Annotated in this window: 11 protein-coding genes; 9 read left to right on the top strand and 2 right to left on the bottom strand. The window is 43.2% G+C overall.

The window, feature by feature from the left end; genetic code table 11:
- Window positions 1-508: 508 nt before the first annotated feature.
- From V7K32_RS22715 to V7K32_RS22690, 6 genes are all read left to right on the top strand, one after another.
- The gene (locus V7K32_RS22715; protein WP_334996148.1) at window positions 509-3,784 is read left to right on the top strand and encodes a phycobilisome rod-core linker polypeptide; all 3,276 of its coding nucleotides are present in this window, start codon (window positions 509-511) and stop codon (window positions 3,782-3,784) included.
- A gap of 365 nt (window positions 3,785-4,149) precedes the next feature.
- Complete coding sequence (apcA, locus tag V7K32_RS22710; RefSeq protein WP_334996146.1) at window positions 4,150-4,635, top strand: allophycocyanin subunit alpha; 486 nt, start codon at window positions 4,150-4,152, stop codon at window positions 4,633-4,635.
- Window positions 4,636-4,700: 65 nt separating this feature from the next.
- Window positions 4,701-5,189 (top strand): allophycocyanin subunit beta, encoded by a 489-nt coding sequence (apcB, locus tag V7K32_RS22705; protein ID WP_094349822.1) that lies wholly within the window; start codon window positions 4,701-4,703, stop codon window positions 5,187-5,189.
- A 222-nt stretch (window positions 5,190-5,411) separates the two neighbouring features.
- The gene (locus V7K32_RS22700; protein WP_334996144.1) at window positions 5,412-5,618 is read left to right on the top strand and encodes a phycobilisome linker polypeptide; all 207 of its coding nucleotides are present in this window, start codon (window positions 5,412-5,414) and stop codon (window positions 5,616-5,618) included.
- Between the two features lie 660 nt (window positions 5,619-6,278).
- On the top strand, window positions 6,279-7,481 hold the full coding sequence (locus V7K32_RS22695; protein ID WP_334996142.1) for an FtsW/RodA/SpoVE family cell cycle protein: 1,203 nt from the start codon (window positions 6,279-6,281) through the stop codon (window positions 7,479-7,481).
- Window positions 7,482-8,264: 783 nt separating this feature from the next.
- Complete coding sequence (locus V7K32_RS22690) at window positions 8,265-12,557, top strand: DUF4347 domain-containing protein (RefSeq protein ID WP_334996140.1); 4,293 nt, start codon at window positions 8,265-8,267, stop codon at window positions 12,555-12,557.
- A gap of 152 nt (window positions 12,558-12,709) precedes the next feature.
- On the opposite strand, the gene rpiA is transcribed toward V7K32_RS22690, so the two are convergent.
- On the bottom strand, window positions 12,710-13,420 hold the full coding sequence (rpiA, locus tag V7K32_RS22685) for a ribose-5-phosphate isomerase RpiA (protein WP_334996138.1): 711 nt from the start codon (window positions 13,418-13,420) through the stop codon (window positions 12,710-12,712).
- A gap of 192 nt (window positions 13,421-13,612) precedes the next feature.
- Between rpiA and V7K32_RS22680 the strand changes: the two genes are divergently transcribed.
- Both V7K32_RS22680 and V7K32_RS22675 read left to right on the top strand, forming a co-directional pair.
- Window positions 13,613-14,092, top strand: coding sequence for a hypothetical protein (locus V7K32_RS22680; protein WP_334996136.1), 480 nt, complete (start codon window positions 13,613-13,615; stop codon window positions 14,090-14,092).
- Window positions 14,093-14,246: 154 nt separating this feature from the next.
- Entirely contained in the window at window positions 14,247-14,927 is a 681-nt protein-coding gene (locus tag V7K32_RS22675; RefSeq protein ID WP_334996258.1) for an S-layer homology domain-containing protein, read from the top strand.
- A 30-nt stretch (window positions 14,928-14,957) separates the two neighbouring features.
- Here the strand turns inward: V7K32_RS22675 and V7K32_RS22670 are convergent, their stop codons facing one another.
- Entirely contained in the window at window positions 14,958-16,325 is a 1,368-nt protein-coding gene (locus V7K32_RS22670; RefSeq protein ID WP_334996134.1) for a hypothetical protein, read from the bottom strand.
- A gap of 750 nt (window positions 16,326-17,075) precedes the next feature.
- Here V7K32_RS22670 and V7K32_RS22665 point away from each other — a divergent pair.
- On the top strand, window positions 17,076-17,696 hold the full coding sequence (locus V7K32_RS22665; protein WP_334879248.1) for a CP12 domain-containing protein: 621 nt from the start codon (window positions 17,076-17,078) through the stop codon (window positions 17,694-17,696).
- The last annotated feature ends 71 nt before the right edge of the window (window positions 17,697-17,767 follow it).

Here is a 17,767-nt window from a genome sequence, read left to right as displayed (position 1 = left end):
AATGCTTAAACCACCAGAATCTAAGAATTATTTTCAGGGTGAGTTATTTATTAAGACTCATTTGCCAGTAGCAAAAACAACTTAACATCGACCATTGACTACTGTCCACTGATATTGCTATAGGCAATTTGCTTTCAACTAAAATTTTGTATAAGTTGTAATAATCGTAAGGGTGGACACTGCCACAAACATCAAAATAGAGGTTTTCGGCATCAGTAGACCATGCTTACCCTATTACCTAGTTACAAAACTTAGATTTTGTCTCAGCCAAAGAAGAGTATGTACTCTTAAGACTGGATGTATCTAAGCTACAGGTTCTACACAGTTCTTAATAAACCAGCTTTGAGAACGCAAAACGTTCTAATCTAAAAGCTAACCGGGTTAATTTACTGGTAGTTTTGCAGGCACTACTCTCAAGCTTATAAAGCACAGACGCACCGATGTGTCAAGCCTCAAAGCGACCCAGACTTAACACATAAATGATTATGATGGGAGTTTTACAAATCCGATGAGTGTTAAGGCAAGTGGTGGAAGCTCAGTTGCGCGTCCGCAACTATATCAAACCCTAGCTGTAGCGACAATTACCCAAGCCGAGCAGCAAGACCGCTTTTTGGGAAGTGGTGAATTAGATGAACTGGCAAGCTATTTTGCGTCTGGTGCAAAGCGTCTAGAAATTTCCCAGACGCTGACGGATAATGCCGAGATTATCGTATCTCGCGCTGCCAACCGGATTTTTGTCGGTGGTTCGCCAATGGCTTTTTTAGAAAAGCCCAGAGAAATAGAAATAGTACCTGTTAGTGCTGGTGCTAATGTTCAGCAAGGGATGCAACTGGGAACTGTAACCTACGTTGAAAGTCGTGGTGGGTTCCTAGAAAATTTACGCTCAATATTTAACTCATCCCCCAGTGGCCCGACACCTCCAGGTTTCAGACCAATTAACATTGCTCGATATGGGCCAAGCAACATGGCCAAGAGCTTGCGGGATTTATCCTGGTTCTTGCGCTACGCTACTTATGCGATCGTTGCTGGCGACCCCAACATCATAGCGGTGAACACACGGGGTTTGCGGGAAATAATTGAAAATGCCTGCTCTGGTGAAGCAACGCTGGTAGCTTTACAGGAAATCAAAGCCGGGTCACTTTCCTTTTTCCGCAAAGATGCTGAGGCTACAGAGATTGTGTCTCAGTACATGGATGTTTTGCTAACAGAATTCAAAGCAGCCACACCTTCAAATAAAGTTCGCCAACGCCCCTCTAGCGACCAGCAAGGGTTGGAACTGCCACAAATTTACTTTAATGCGGCAGAACGGCGTCCCAAGTTTGTAATGAAAACTGGGTTGTCAGCTAGCGAAAAAAATGAGGTAATCAAAGCTACCTATCGGCAAATCTTTGAGCGCGATATTACCCGTGCTTATAGCTTGTCCATATCTGACCTAGAATCCAAGGTGAAAAATGGCGACATCTCCGTGAAGGAATTTGTCCGTCGTCTAGCTAAATCTCCCCTTTACCAAAAACAGTTTTACCAGCCTTTTATTAACAGCCGAGTCATCGAACTAGCTTTCCGTCACATTCTGGGACGGGGCCCAAGTAGCCGCGAAGAAGTACAAAAATACTTCTCGATTATTTCAAACGGTGGTTTACCAGCCTTAGTAGATGCTTTAGTAGATTCTGCTGAATACAGCGACTATTTTGGCGAAGAAACAGTACCCTACCTCCGGGGTCTTGGTCAAGAAGCACAAGAATGTCGCAACTGGGGTCCGCAGCAAGACCTGTTTAACTACAGTGCGCCTTTCCGCAAGATACCTCAGTTTATTACCACATTTGCTGCTTACGAACAACCACTACCAGACCAACATCCCTATGGTTCTGGGAATGATCCCTTGGAAATTCAATTTGGGGCGATTTTCCCGAAAGAAACTCGCAACCCCAGCACCAGTCCGGCTCCTTTTGGCAAGGATACCAAGCGCATCCTGATTCACCAAGGGGCAGGGATTAATAACCAAAATAGCAATCCCAAGGCGCGGGGTGAAGCTCCTGGTATCCTTGGCCCCAAGGTGTTCAAGTTAGATCAACTGCCTGGTACTATTGGTAGAAAGGCTGACAAAGGTTCTAGCGTCAGATTCTCTGAAAGCTCGACGCAAGCAGTGATTAAAGCTGCTTACCTGCAAGTTTTTGGTCGCGATCTTTACGAAGGTCAGCGCCCGAAAGTATTGGAAATCAAGCTGGAAAACGGCGACATCTCTGTACGGGAGTTTATCCGTGCTTTGGCTAAGTCTGATGTATTCCGCAATCTATACTGGTCATCGCTTTATGTTTGTAAAGCGATTGAGTATATTCACCGCCGCTTGTTGGGTCGTCCGACTTATGGTCGTCAAGAAATCAACAAGTACTTTGATATCGCTTCCAAACAAGGCTTTTACGCGGTGGTTGATGCCATCATTAACAGCGTAGAATACAGCGAAGCGTTTGGTGAAGATACAATTCCTTACGAACGGTATCTGACTCCTGGTGGTGTATCAGGGCGACAATTGCGCGTTGGTAGTATTCGTGAAGATGTTGCGGCAAAAGTTCAGAAGCAAGTAACGCCGAGCTTTGTGACATTGGGTACAGTCACAGAAAATCGGTCAGAGCCAGATATTCAGTTCCGCATTAACCAAGGCGTCAGCAAGCAACGCGAACAAACCAAAATCTTCAAGCTGGTGGCCAATACCAGTGACAAAGTTGCTGTAAAAACTTTGATAAGCGCTGCGTATCGTCAGATTTTTGAGCGGGATATTGCACCCTATATCGCCAAAAATGAATTTACAGCGTGGGAAAGCAAGCTGGGTAACGGCGAAATTAGTGTGAAGGAATTTGTTGAAGGTTTGGGTTACTCTAACCTTTACCTGAAAGAGTTCTACACACCTTACCCCAACACCAAAGTGATTGAGTTGGGAACCAAACACTTCTTGGGACGTGCGCCACTAGACCAAGCAGAAATCCGCAAATATAACCAGATTTTGGCTACTCAAGGTATTCGTGCCTTTATTGGTGCTTTGGTTGATAGTGTGGAATATAACCAGGTGTTTGGTGAAGATACGGTGCCTTACCGTCGCTTCCCAACCCTACCTGCGGCAAACTTCCCGAATACAGAGAAGCTTTACAACCAGCTGACTAAGCAAAACGATGACGTGGTTGTACCGAGCTTTAAGCCAGTCCAAGCACGGGTCGGAGCTAGCGATACGCCGCTTTTGACGCAGGCGATCGCAGATATAGCAGCGCAAACAAATGGTAAGCCCTCATTTGCTGAACTGGGTCGTTCCTACAACGATGGGAACGGACAATCAGTGGAAGTGGCTGTGCGTAAACATGCACGTATTTACCGTCTAGCTGAAACCACAAACCAAGCCGAAAGACAACAGGCAATCAACGCTATTTACCGTCAAGTGTTGGATGTATTTAGCGATGAAGTGCCTGATAATTTCCGCCGTAGTGACCTAGAGGGCAAACTCCAGAATGGTGAAATTTCCGTGCGAGAGTTTGTGCGTCAACTAGCTAGTTCCGAAATCTATGGCCAGCGCTTCTTATCACCTTATCCTCATGCCAAGGTGATTGAGTTCCTCTTCCGTCACCTGTTGGGGCGTACACCCGCAGATCAGGAAGAAATTCGCCAGTATAACAATCTGCTAGCTGATAGTGGTTTGTCTGCTGCTGTAGAAGCAATAGTCGAGAGCCAAGAATATAGCCGCTACTTCGGTGAAGATGTTGTGCCTTACAACCGCTTTCCAATAGGGAATAGGGAGTAGGGAGTAGGGAGTAGGGAGTAGGGAGTAGATTATTTACTGCCCCCTGCCCCCCAGTCCCTTCGTAACCTTTCGTAATATTGCTCTCAGATTAGAGCTAAAACCCGAAATTCTGAAAAAGAATATTACAAAGTGTTAAGAGCAGCAATAAATGCTCAACAGAATGCCGGAAAATGTTTTGCGGAAGGTAACTGAGTTTAAAAGCTTGTTTACTTGTGTTGACTCAAGAAAACTCGTAATTTATTAGCCGTAACAGTTATTACACTGTTGTATCTAAAAGAACGAGAGAACAAACTCAGTGAACCAAATTAAAGTCACACCAGTTCTAATCAAATCCTGGTTTCATTCGTATTTGGAGGAATCCATTAATGAGTATTGTCACGAAAGCTATCGTGAATGCTGATGCAGAAGCTCGCTACCTCAGCCCTGGTGAATTGGATCGGATCAAATCCTTTGTTGCCACTGGTGAGCGCCGTGTGCGGATTGCTCAAGTTTTGTCAGAAAATCGTGAACGCCTAGTTAAGCAAGCTGGCGATCAACTGTTCCAAAAGCGCCCTGATGTTGTGTCTCCTGGTGGTAACGCTTACGGTCAAGAATTGACCGCTACTTGTCTGCGTGACCTAGATTATTACCTCCGCCTCGTTACCTACGGTATCGTTGCTGGTGATGTTACCCCCATCGAAGAAATTGGTGTTATAGGTGCCCGTGAACTGTACAAGTCCTTGGGAACTCCTATCGATGGTGTTGCTGAAGGTATCCGTGGGCTGAAGAATGTAGCTGCTACATTGCTGTCTGGTGATGATGCTGCTGAAGCTGGTACTTACTTCGACTACTTAGTTGGTGCCCTGCTATAGGGTGATGCTGTTTCTCTGCCGAAACACAAGTATTGCAATACGGTTGGAAATAAGGAATTAACAACATGGCTCAAGACGCAATTACTGCTGTAATTAACTCCGCAGACGTTCAAGGTAAATACCTCGACGCTTCTGCTTTACAAAAGCTAAAAGGCTACTTCGCCACTGGCGAACTGCGAGTCCGGGCTGCTAGCACCATCAGCGCTAACGCTGCTGCGATCGTTAAAGAAGCTGTAGCAAAATCTTTGCTATACTCTGATATCACTCGCCCCGGTGGTAACATGTACACCACCCGCCGCTATGCTGCTTGTATCCGTGATTTGGACTACTACCTCCGCTATGCCACCTACGCTATGTTAGCTGGCGATCCTTCCATTTTGGATGAGCGTGTATTAAATGGCTTGAAGGAAACCTACAACTCTTTAGGAGTTCCCGTTGGTGCTACCGTGCAAGCTATCCAAGCAATCAAGGAAGTAACCGCTAGCTTGGTTGGTTCTGATGCTGGTAAGGAAATGGGTGTTTACTTAGACTATATCTCTTCTGGCTTAAGCTAAGAACTAGTTTGCGCTTAAGAATTTAGGTGCTACTTTATTAAGGTCTGGAAATCAGCCGTGAGTGCTAGAACGTTATATTGCTTATCTTGGTAAATTATCACTGATGAGTGTTAGTGGTCTAGTATTGATGTTTGATTTCCAGCCTTTGAATGATTAAAAGATTTGCACTCAAGATTTTGAGATAAAAAAGTTTTCACAAATTTTACAGGAGATTTTCAAAACATGGCCCGTTTTTTTAAAATTACTGCTCTAGTTCCCAGTCAAACCAGAATTCGTACCCAACGCGAACTCCAAAATACTTACTTCACTAAGCTAGTTCCTTATGAGAATTGGTTCCGCGAACAGCAACGCATTCAAAAAGCAGGCGGTACAATAATTAAGGTAGAACTGGCAACTGGTAAGCAAGGTGCTAATACTGGGTTGTTGTAATTGCTGTAGATAAAACATTATTTTAGAGAATTGCTAAGAGGTCAGCAAAGACCTCTTTTTTGTAGCTAGTATTTTTGAAAATCAACAATTGAACATATTTAAAAGGCGATAACCTCGAGTATAAAGGGGAACTGGAGCGTTAGCATTCTGTTTATTCTTAGCCTGTTTAAGTAGGTAAGTAAAATAAAACCAAACTATGTAACAAAAAGTAAAATCTCTGTATTTGGCTTGTAGTTGCGCTGTCTTGCGCTTTAGCGCAACTACGAGCCAGTGATGATTATTTGCGCCCACTTACTTAACAGTTTAATCAAACATAATTAGCGTTTCTTTCCCAACTTTTAGCCCGTCTTCATAGGAAAAACTCATGTCTTACTCTATACCACCAATATTAGGTGCTACCATTGCCCGGTAAGCTTCATTAAATTTTCTACGAAACCGGAAATCTACTGAAATTCTTAGACCTTCAGTTTTCCTTCTGACTGTTTAATGCAATCCACGGGCATCATTAAAGTACATTGTGCCGTGTTGTAGTTGTGCTTCGGTGTATTGAAGTTGACAACTTTAAGATTTATGGTTGTAAAGCCTACTTATAAGTTATAAGTTATGATTTATGAGTTTTATTTCTAACTCCTAATTCCTAACTTTTTACCTGTACTACTCGTGAATCTACGCCGCCTGATTCCAATTTTTGATAGTTCAGTCTCCAACTGGGCATTAGAAGCGCGGCTGTTGCGCTGGTTAACGTTGATTTGGCTGTTCGTCGGCTTGATCATGCTATTTTCAGCATCTTATCCTGTCGCTGATGCCCGTCATCAAGATGGGTTGTATTACTTTAAACGTCAACTGCTTTGGGTCTTAGTTTCCTTAGTCGGATTCAATATTATTGTTAATTCGCCATTGCAAAAAATTTTGGGAGTATCCCATTGGTTTTTATTACTGTTTTTGACGTTAATTTTTATTACACTGATCCCAGGATTGGGGAAAAAGGCTTTTGATGCAGCGCGTTGGATTGCGATAGGGCCTATTCCGATTCAACCATCAGAATTAATTAAACCCTTTTTGGTGCTGCAAAGTGCGCGGCTTTTTGGTCAGTGGGAACGAATCAGTTGGCGGGTTCGCTTGGCTTGGTTGGGTATTTTCGGTCTGGTACTTTTAGGAATTCTTGCCCAGCCTAACTTGAGTACAACAGCACTTTGCGGCATGACTATTTGGCTAATTGCTTTAGCAGCTGGCTTACCTTACAAGTACCTGGGAGGAACAGCAATTGGTGGAGTCATGTTGGCAGTACTCAGTATTAGTATTAAAGAATATCAGCGTAAGCGGGTAATGTCATTCCTCAATCCTTGGGCGGATGCTACAGGAGATGGCTACCAGTTAGTGCAAAGTCTACTAGCTGTGGGTTCTGGTAGAACTTGGGGTTCAGGATATGGGCTTTCTCAACAAAAGCTGTTTTATTTACCCATTCAGGATACTGATTTTATTTTTGCGGTATTTGCCGAAGAGTTTGGCTTTGTTGGCAGTATGGTATTGCTGACACTTTTAGCTACATTCGCCACTTTTGGATTAATTGTGGCCCTGAAGGCTAAAAATATAGTACATCGATTGGTAGCGATCGGCGTGACGATTTTGCTGGTCGGACAATCATTGCTTCATATTGGTGTTGCTACAGGTTCTCTACCGACTACTGGCTTACCTTTGCCCATGTTTAGTTATGGTGGTAATTCCATGATTGCTAGCTTAATAGCTGCTGGGTTGCTGATTCGGGTAGCACGCGAGAGTAGCGAAGCTGAGGTAGTACCGTTGCGAAAACCCTTATTGGAAAATGGGCGCAGACGCCGGGGTTTTGATAAAAATAAGAATTGAGCTAACAAAAGCTTTTTGCAGGAATTAAATAGATTATGGAAGACCTAAAACAAACAATAATCAGCTACTCTTGCAGAAACAAAATTTGATATCTGGACAATTTATATCAGAAGTAACCTACACTGTCGATGAATATTTAACACTTTTGAATACTTACTCGCCATACATAAAAATTAGATCCAGAAAATAAAGAGTCTTTATTTTTAGGATTAAGACATCGCATAGAAGATGATTTTGGAGGCAGTCTGCAACTTTCATATATCTCTGCTTTTCACATCACTCAAAAAGTTACCTCAGAGGTAAGGGAGTCTTAAATAATTTGTAATTCCTAATTCGTAATCCTTCGACTTACCTCAACAACGCTTGGCACAAGTCGCTCAGTACAAGTTCGTAATAGAGCCTCCGGCACGCTCCACGTAAAGCCAAGCGTTGCCGCAGGCTTTACGTAATTTTTGTTTTGTGACCTTCATAGGCAATTTAATATCTGGTATAATTACTAACCCAACTTGAAAAACCAAGCTGATGGGCGAAAAACTGAGCTTTTCCCGTTAAGCCAGCATGTAGCCTGATTTTTGATTTCCATGCTAGATGTGAGTTGGAAAATTTTGTAAAACTACTTTATTGCTTTACAAAAACGTCAACTTGCTAGATGATAACAACGAAAGGGAAAATAATTAGTAAATATATACTATTTTTAGCTATCGGTAGTTGTGTGAAAATCCTGTAATTACGCAGCTGGAGTCGGTTTGAGTTTCCCTCATTACCTTAGCTCGAAGTAAAGAAATGGCAACACTAAATACCTCACGCTTCCAAGAAAATCCTGCAACTTCCACCTCCAATACCCATAGTTTAGTCTTCATCGACATGGCGGTTGAAGACTATAGCGATTTAGTCAATGGCGTGCTTGATAATGCCCAAGTGTTCGTGCTTGACTCGACCCAGGACGGTGTTGAACAAATTACAGAAATTCTAGCGAGTTGCGTAGACGCGCAGCGGCTTGTCGCTAGACATCGCCCGAATTTGATTAATATTCATATTGTGTGCCACGGTGCCCCAGGTTACTTACAATTGGGCAACACCCATTTAGGACTGGATACCCTTGACAAATACAAAAAGCAACTGCAACTATGGCAAAAGATATTTTCAACCTCTGCCAAAAACGATAACCTTTGGAACTTACTCATCTATGGTTGCAATGTGGCTTTGGGTGATGCAGGGACAGAATTTGTAGAAAAACTGCACCAACTCACCAAAGCAAATATTGCCGCTTCCTGTCGCCGAATTGGCAATGCAGCATTAGGTGGTAACTGGGAGTTAGAAGTCCGTACCAGTGATATGGAAGCGAGTTTAGCATTTGCAGAAAGGACGCGCAAGGCTTACGCAGGGGTACTGGCGACGTTCACGGTGAATAATACTGGGGACACAGATGATGGCAATCAGAACAACGGCATCACAACACTCCGAGAGGCAATTGACTTAGCCAATGCTACTGCTGGAGATGATACGATCGCTTTTGGGGGAATATTCAACGATACCACCCCAGATACCATCGCCCTCACCTCTGGGCAACTGACGATTACCAATGATCTTACCATCTTGGGGACTGGGACATCTCAGCTGACTGTGAGTGGAAAGAATGCCTCTACAGTATTCGAGATATCGGGACTAGGGACAGGTGTAAATATTAATGGACTGGCGATCGCTGGCGGTAGTATTAAGGTTAATAGAACTTCCATCCTCAGCCTAGCTAAAAGCAGTGTGTCTGGTAATACAGCAGGAAGTGGCATCTCTAACAGCGGCATCCTCAGTCTTGCTAACACTAGCGTCTTTGGCAATACGCAAGGCGGTATCTATAACGGTGGTACTCTCAGCCTAACGGGAAGCAGTGTCTCTGGCAATACCGGGTCAAGCAAGATTTTTAATGGCAATACTGCCGGAGGCGGCATTTTTAATGACGGTTCCTCTGGTAAAACTGGTATTCTCAACCTAATTAACAGCAGTGTCTCTGGCAATACGGCAAACTCCGGTGGTGGCATCTATAATCAAGGCGGTAGTCTCACGCTGACCAATAGCAGTGTGTCTGGCAATACTGCAACCTCCGGCGGTGGCATTTTTAACGGAAATGATGGTGGTTATGATTCCGGTTCAGCTACTCTAACTAATAGCACCATCTCTGGCAATAAAGCGTTAGAGGATGGTGGTGGCATATACAATGACGCAGCCTACGTCGGTGACAACAGCCTCACCCTAATCAGCACTACAATTAATAACAACACAGCTGACTCAGATAGTAATGGTACTGGCAATGGCGGGGGTGTTTTTAGTTCCTTGGATTCCTCTGTTAACATCAAGGTTAGTAACACCATTATTGCAGGCAACTTTGACAAGTCCACGTCCGGTGATATACACCCCGACGTGAGTGGTGGGTTGGTTGACTCCGGCAATAACCTGATTGGCAATAATACTGGTAGCACTGCCTTTACTACCAGCACCCTTGTCGGCACAAGTGCTAGCCCCATTGACCCCAAACTCGGACTGCTACAAAATAACGGTGGTGCAACCTTTACCCAGGCGTTAGTTGCGGGTAGTCCTGCTATTGATGCTGGCAAGAATTCCCTAGTACCTGCTCGTATCACCACTGACCAACGCGGCGCTCCATTTAACCGGATATTCAACGGTGTTGTTGATATTGGTGCTTACGAAGTCCAATCCCCCATCGCCCCACCACCTGTTAATACTGACACATTTGTGGTGACTAATACCAATGATTCTGGATCGGGGTCATTGCGGCAGGCTATCCTCAACGCCAATGCGACCGTTGGGGCAGATACGATTACCTTTGCGGGCGTGTTCACCGATGCCACCCCAGATATCATCACCCTGACCTCTGGCAAATTAACCATTACCGATGATATTACGATTTTGGGGACTGGTGCATCTAACCTGATTGTGAGTGGGAATAATTCATCAGGCGTCTTCGAGATATCCGGTTCTGGGACAGATGCCAACATTGATGGTATGAAGATTGCTAATGCTAATGATCCCTTAGGCAGTATTTTGCTCAATAGCAATACCAGCCTCAGCCTGACGGGAAGCACCGTCTCTGGCAATAGAGGGGAGGTAGGCGGCATATTTAACAGAGGCACTCTCAGCCTGACGGGAAGCACTGTCTCTGGCAATAACGGGTCTTCCTTAGGCGGCGGCATCTTTAACAAAGGCAACCTTAGCCTAACTAACAGCACTGTCTCAAGCAATAATGCAAACGTCAGTTTCAACACAGCCTATGGTGGCGGCATATTCAACACAGGCAAAGTCAGTATAAATAACAGCACTGTCTCTAATAATAGTGCGTTCGCTAGCGGTCTTAATCGGGGAGGGCCTGACCCTTACCCATCTTATGGCGGCGGCATTTATAACTTAGGCAGCCTCGATATCAATCGCAGCACTGTTTCTAATAATAGTGCGGCAGATGGCGGTGGCATCTCTAACTCAGGTACTTTTAGCCTGATTAACAGCACTGTCTCTGATAATAGTGTATATTACACCGGTGGCGGCATATTGAACAGTGGCACTCTCATTCTTACCAATGACACTATTACCAATAACACAGCAGAGGGCTTTGGCTATAACGGTGTTAGTGGCAACGGTGGGGGTGTTGTAAGTAATGGCGGCACTGTTATCGTTGGCGATACGATCATTGCAGGCAATTTCTACATAGTCAATTCTGATGATCCCCGCGATTCTAGTAATTCCCGCGACGTTAAGGGCAAGTTCAGCGACGCGGGTAATAACTTAATTGGCGATCGCACTGCTAGCACTGGCTTTACTACCAGTACCCTCGTTGGCACCAGAACTAACCCCATTGATCCAAAACTCACCCCCCTGCAAAATAATGGTGGTGCAACCTTTACTAATGCTTTACTTGCGGATAGTCCCGCCATTAACGCTGGCAATAATGCTCTGATTCCAGTCAGTATCACCACTGATCAACGAGGTGGTAATTTTAGCAGAATCTCTAAGAGTACAGTTGATATTGGTGCATTAGAGTTTAACGGGCTGAATGGAACCAATGGCGCTGATAATTTAGTGGGCAAGAACTACAGTGACATAATTAACGCTCAAGCTGGGAACGATACCATCACAGGTAATCAAGGCAACGATATCCTAACTGGTGGCGGTGGCAAAGATACATTTGTTTACAACTTAGGTGACGGTGTTGATACCATTACCGATTTCGGTGGGTTAGGTAAAGGCTCAAATCCATCAGCAGCAATCATTGCCGAAGTGGATACCCTCAAATTTCAAGGTGCTGGATTGACAGCTCAAAATCTGTTACTCAACCAGAATGGTAACAATCTAGAAATCACCTTTGATGGGGTGGCTGATGACAAAGTTATTCTGCAAAACTTTCCCCTGGAAAACCTAGAGAACGTATCGGGCGTAGGCAATATCCTGTTTAATGGCCAAACCACCATTAGTGAAAACTTTGATGTCTTCGATGCCAACTCCACCCAAAACACTATCTTCAACAAGAACACAGTCACCTTTCTCAATGACCTGAACAACAATGTTAATGGGTTTGACAACTCAGGAGATGTCATTAATGGTCAGGGGGGTAATGACCGCATTGACGGCTTGAGTGGTAACGACCTGCTACGCGGTGGTGCTGGTAATGATACCCTGCTTGGTGGTGCTGGTAATGATACCCTGGTTGGTGGTACAGGTAATAATATCCTCATCGGAGGTGCTGGTAATGACATCCTCATTGGCGGTGATTTTAGTGATACGCTGACTGGCGGTAGCGGTAATGACCAGTTCATCTACCAAACCCTTAGCAATAGTGATACAATAGCTGACTTTAATAAAAGCGAGGATAAATTAATCCTTACTGACTTGTTTAAGAGTAGAGGCTACAGTGGCAGCAATCCCATATCAGATGGTTATCTGCGGTTTGTGCAATCGGGTACTTCTACACAAGTTCAGTTTGCCTACTTGAGTGACAATTTTTATACCTTTACAACTTTGAATAATTTCACCGCTACAAATCTGGTAGTTGGTACTAATGTTATCGTCTAGCAGTCCTAATTTACTAAAAAACAACGTAGAGATGTAGCACTGCTACGTCTCTATAAAGGTTCTGGATAACGCATAATTAATTTGTGCAGATGTCATTGCTTAATTTTGGATTTTAGATTTCACAGACATCTAAAATCCAAAATCTATAACTCTTAGAGTTGGCGCACTAATGGCTGACCATCTTTGACTTCACCAATCAAAACTAAATCGACACAGTTAACGAAAATACCATTTTCCAGAACACCGGGAATGTTATTCAATGTCTTTTCTAGGCTGACTGGATCATCAATAGAGTTAAATCTGACATCCAAAACAAAATTGCCTTGATCGGTAATCACGGGGCCAGCTTTTTTTACACCCATACGGAGTTCTGGTTTCCCACCAAGTTTTTTGATGGCATTAGTCACAGGAGTAATTGCCATTGGAATCACTTCTACAGGCACAGCGAAAGTAGAACCCAAACGTTCTACTAATTTACCACTATCTACAACGACGATAAACTGTTCTGCCAGGTAGTCTACGACTTTTTCACGGGTATGTGCTGCACCACCGCCTTTAATCAGATTCTTTTGCGGATCGACTTCATCTGCGCCATCAATAGCAATATCGATGTGGTCAATAGCATCCAAGGTGGCAAGAGGTACACCGTATTGCTTCGCCAGTACTTCTGACTGAAATGATGTAGGTATACCAATAATATCTTGAAGTTCACCAGACTTGAGGCGATCGCCTAAAAACTGAATCGTATATGCTGTTGTTGACCCCGTACCCAACCCCACAATAGAACCCGACTTTACTAAGGCGGCGGCGGCTTTGCCTACTTCTTGCTTCATCAACTTTACGGGATCTGCTGCTGCGGTCATTGCCAAAACTCCTGAAAAACTGACTATAGTCCATAGTAGTGGGCAGATAACCTCAAAAGATGAAAGGTAAAAAACAAGTTTTTGCTAATTTCTACTTCCTTGATTAGGGACTTCCAAAAAATAAAGCATCCTAGTTTCCGGAACAAAGTAGATAACTAATGTAAAAATAAGGTATTATACTATACAAAAAGCATGAGTAAGTCCCAGTACACTGATCCTACTTTTGAGCAACTTTTCGCTAAAATTGACCCGAAAGTAGCAAATACCTTTACGGTGGAGCAATTAGAAGCGATAAAAAGGGGTTTGGACTCTCGTGCTAGGAAACGTCATTTTTTAGACATAAGAGTTTCAGTACCAATTCCCGGATTAAGCTTTTATTTGGTGTTGCTAGCAGGTTCAGAACGTCGTTCTAAAATGCGTTTACGCTCTGAAAGAAGTTTATATCCTTTTTGGACTCCTGGCAATATTTTGTTTTTCATAGGATTTCTAATCATTCTGTCGATTTGTACCTACACTATATTTTCTTCTGTATTGTCTTCACTTACTCCCATGTCTAGCTCCTATTACCCTACTTCAATTCCTTGGATTGAGGATAAATCAGAATGTGAACACACTGGTAGAATCTGGAATCATGGGAAGTGCTGGGATTCTGAACAAAGTCCTAATTTTTAAAATTTATAGCCATACCCTATGTAGCTAGAGCAACATTGCCCAGCCTAAATTCGTCACTAGCTGAGTTACAGGTTATTAAAAACACCAAATTTTACGTTAACCTCAGTAACGTAGTTTTTTAAATTCACCTTAGCAGCTAAAAGTGGTTATGATGATGCGTCAGCTTTCAATTACTCTATCTTTAGTGGCACTACTACAAAACTTACCAGCAATTGCTCAAGCCCCAGTGCCAGAAAATACTTCTGGAGTTCCATCTGATGCCATTCAACAGGTAACTGCTGTAAAATGGATGACAAACTTTTCTGATGGCAAGTTTTATCCAGAAAAGTTACTTAGTAGGGCCGAATTAGCGTCAATTATGGTAAAAGCATTTGGGCTAAATAAAAGACAAGTTGTTAGCAAAGAAAATTTAGCTATTCCAGATGTTCCTAGTTCTCATTGGGCATTTAATGATATACAGACAGTCTTAAAAACTGACATCATGAAAGGCTATCGCGGCAATGAATTCTTCCCTAACCAAAAGGTGACAAGGGCTGAAGCTCTGGCTATTTTCGCCCAGGCTTATGGTGTATTTCAGTTTCCCGATGAGGCTGTGAATGATATTCTGGCTTCATATCCAGATGAAAATTCTATCCCAACTTGGGCTAGAAAAGCGATCGCTACAGTAGCTACTGAAGGATTTCTCAATACTGATGCTCAAGGCAATATTTCCCCATTAAAACCTGTAACCCGTGCAGATATGGCTTATGTATTGAGTAAATATTTACAACGACAACAGCAACAACCCGAAACACCAGAAGTTCCGATTATTCCAAATAGCCCACAATCACCTTAGCTAGACTTTATCAAGCCTTGGTGCTTAAAATCACCTTTGACCGGAACCTCTATACTTCTCTTGAATCTGGCGAAGATATAACGAATTAGACTGTGTTGGTTGCTGCAACACATAAGTAGATTGTGGTGGTTGCGTCGGTTGCTGCAACCCATAATTTCCATAATTAGATTGTGGTGGTTGCATCGGTTGCTGCAACCCATAATTCCCATATCCCACAGGCTTTGTAGGGGTGACAACGCCTTGACTTGGAATCTGACTAGAGTAAGGTGCAATATTACTTGGTGCAGCAGGGGTGACTGGGGGTGTCACTGGTGCTAAATTAGGCACTACCTGACCGTTATTACCGTTATTTAAATTATTGTAGGGACTTTGCTGGAAGTTCGTACCCGTTGATGTGTAGCCTGTCCCAGTATTTAACCCATTACTAGGCACTACTTGACCGTTATTACCGTTATTTAAATTATTGTAGGGATTTTGCTGCAAATTCGTACCCGTTGATGTGTAGCCTGTCCCAGTAGTTAATCCATTACTAGGCACTACTTGACCGTTATTACCGTTATTTAAATTATTGTAGGGATTTTGCTGCAAATTCGTACCCGTTGATGTGTAGCCTGTTCCAGTAGTTAATCCAGCACTTGGTATCTGACTGGGTAAGCTGTTAATGGATGGCATTAATGTTGTTCCTGGCTCAGAGGCTCGGCCCAAGGCATTTGTCTGAGTTGCAGTCCCATTAAAGCTAGAAAATTTCTGGTTTGTCGATTGGCTGAGTGCTGCTTGCAGAGGGCTGATAGAGACAGAATTTTGATTCTTGTTGGTTTGATTGGTAAATCCAATTCCCAAACTAGAAGATGTTTCCCCTTCTGTTGGTTCAGATGCCGTAGTTGAAGGCTTAAGACCTAAAAACTGGTTATTATTATCAACCGTCCCAGTCCGCAATAAATTTTCTGTTTGGACAACAAAGGGATTTTTAGCAGCTGGGGAGGTGACGGCATTAACGCCTAGACCAGGATTTAATTTGGTATCATTATCAGACTTTTGTTTGTTAATTACATCCTCTAAGGGGTTTTTGCTATTTTTTGCCTCAGTATTTTCCTTGGAGTTATTTGGCGTTACTGAAGGAGTTGCTTGGTCAAAGTCATTAAATAAAACTGGCAGGTTATCAATATCTGCTGCAATCGCTCTGTTTTCTTCTGAGAGCGAGGAATTAGCAGGATTTTGTGAAGCGACTTGGCTTTTTTGCTTATAAACGAAAATATCTGGGTTTGACCAGTATTCCCAAGTTACTAGCCCGACTACAGATAAAAAAATTGCAGTACCCCAAAAACCAGGTCGCCCTAGATTCCGTAACCTGGCTTTGAGATAGCGTAAGTAGGCGGGAGGATAATGACGGTTTGGCATGGGATTGATAATTGAAATTTACTTGAAATCTGTAAAACTTGATGGCAGCCCAAGGCGTTGCTGTTTAATTCTTTTGCTTCATCACTTACGCAAACAATAGCCGAAACCCTTATTTTATTCTTAAGGCTATTGATGAATTGCCCCTGAGCGCGTGTACTTTTGCTTAAGTCATGAAGCTTTCCTCAACAGGAAATATCTCAACTGAAGTTGGATAGTAATTTTATCCTAACCTCTCCATCAGTTATTAGTCATACCAATTCTGTATGAAGATGCGCTAAACCATATTTAAGTACAAGAAAGAAAAACGAACCGCAAAGTCCGCAAAGAACACAAAGAAAGAAAGAAAGAAAGAAAAAGTTAAGAGGGTTTGGCGCAGCCTCACAAAGAAATGGTATCAGTACCAATAGAAGTGTAGAGGATTTTTGTGAATTGGTATAAGGGACTTCCAGAAAATAAATTATCCAATTTACTCAGATAATATTTTTCTTTCTTCCCCCCGCCCCCTGCCCCTTGTTCTTTTGTTGACGAGATTTTCGAGAAAGTTATGGTAATTTATGCTTATTTTTTGGGTATCGGTCACATTGGATAACATCAGGAGTTGACAACTGGTCTAATTTATTGTTGTAGCTGGACAAAAATTAAACTTTTTTACTTTCTTTCTAGTTAGCGAACTATAAATGTGTGCTGCAATTTCGATATGCCTCTGAAGGCACTGTGCTGCACCGTACTATTAACCAGGAGACTACAGCAATGATGAAAGCTGAAGATATCATGACCAAAGATGTAGTTACCATTCGCGGTTCGGCGACTGTTGCTGAAGCAGTGGGGCTGATGAAGGAAAAAAAATTGCGGGCGCTGGTTGTGGATCATCGCCATGAAAATGATGCTTATGGCATTGTCACAGAAACGGATATTGTTTATAAGGTAACAGCCTACGGTAAAGACCCAAAGCAAGTGCGGGTTTACGAAATTATGAGCAAGCCCTGCATTGTGGTCAATCCTGATTTGGGTGTGGAATATGTAGCGCGGTTATTTGCTAACACTGGTATTCATCGAGCGCCTGTGATTCAAGGTAAGCTGTTGGGCATCATCTCGATTACCGACATTTTGACCAAAAGCGACTTTGTGGAAGCGCCAAAAGCCCTATTGCTGGACGAGAGAATTCAAAAAGCAATTGAGCAGTCTCGGGCTATTTGCACCGAACAAGGTGCTTATTCTAAAGCCTGTGCAGCCGCCTGGGATGAGGTAGAAGAACTTCAAGCAGAAGCCGCTCATCAGAAAGCTGAGGGTATGGTATCAGCCAAAGTATCTTTTGAAGAGTACTGTAAGGAAAACCCAAATGCACCGGAATGTCGAAATTATCACCCGTAATTGAAGTGTGGGGATGAAGAGAGCAGGGAAAGATGAGGGAGCAGGGGGAGAAAAATTGCTTCCTCATCCTC

Origin of the sequence: Nostoc sp., assembly GCF_036917635.1 — a bacterium.
Classification (GTDB): domain Bacteria; phylum Cyanobacteriota; class Cyanobacteriia; order Cyanobacteriales; family Nostocaceae; genus Nostoc.
This window is presented reverse-complemented; position numbering and strand designations above follow the sequence as displayed.

Coding starts and splice junctions, on each gene's coding strand:
- V7K32_RS22690 (WP_334996140.1), top strand. CDS start 8,265: ATGGCAACACTAAATACCTCACGCTTCCAAGAAAATCCTGCAACTTCC.
- V7K32_RS22665 (WP_334879248.1), top strand. CDS start 17,076: ATGATGAAAGCTGAAGATATCATGACCAAAGATGTAGTTACCATTCGC.
- V7K32_RS22670 (WP_334996134.1), bottom strand. CDS start 16,325: ATGCCAAACCGTCATTATCCTCCCGCCTACTTACGCTATCTCAAAGCC.
- V7K32_RS22700 (WP_334996144.1), top strand. CDS start 5,412: ATGGCCCGTTTTTTTAAAATTACTGCTCTAGTTCCCAGTCAAACCAGA.
- apcB (WP_094349822.1), top strand. CDS start 4,701: ATGGCTCAAGACGCAATTACTGCTGTAATTAACTCCGCAGACGTTCAA.
- V7K32_RS22675 (WP_334996258.1), top strand. CDS start 14,247: ATGCGTCAGCTTTCAATTACTCTATCTTTAGTGGCACTACTACAAAAC.
- apcA (WP_334996146.1), top strand. CDS start 4,150: ATGAGTATTGTCACGAAAGCTATCGTGAATGCTGATGCAGAAGCTCGC.
- V7K32_RS22680 (WP_334996136.1), top strand. CDS start 13,613: ATGAGTAAGTCCCAGTACACTGATCCTACTTTTGAGCAACTTTTCGCT.
- V7K32_RS22715 (WP_334996148.1), top strand. CDS start 509: ATGAGTGTTAAGGCAAGTGGTGGAAGCTCAGTTGCGCGTCCGCAACTA.
- rpiA (WP_334996138.1), bottom strand. CDS start 13,420: ATGACCGCAGCAGCAGATCCCGTAAAGTTGATGAAGCAAGAAGTAGGC.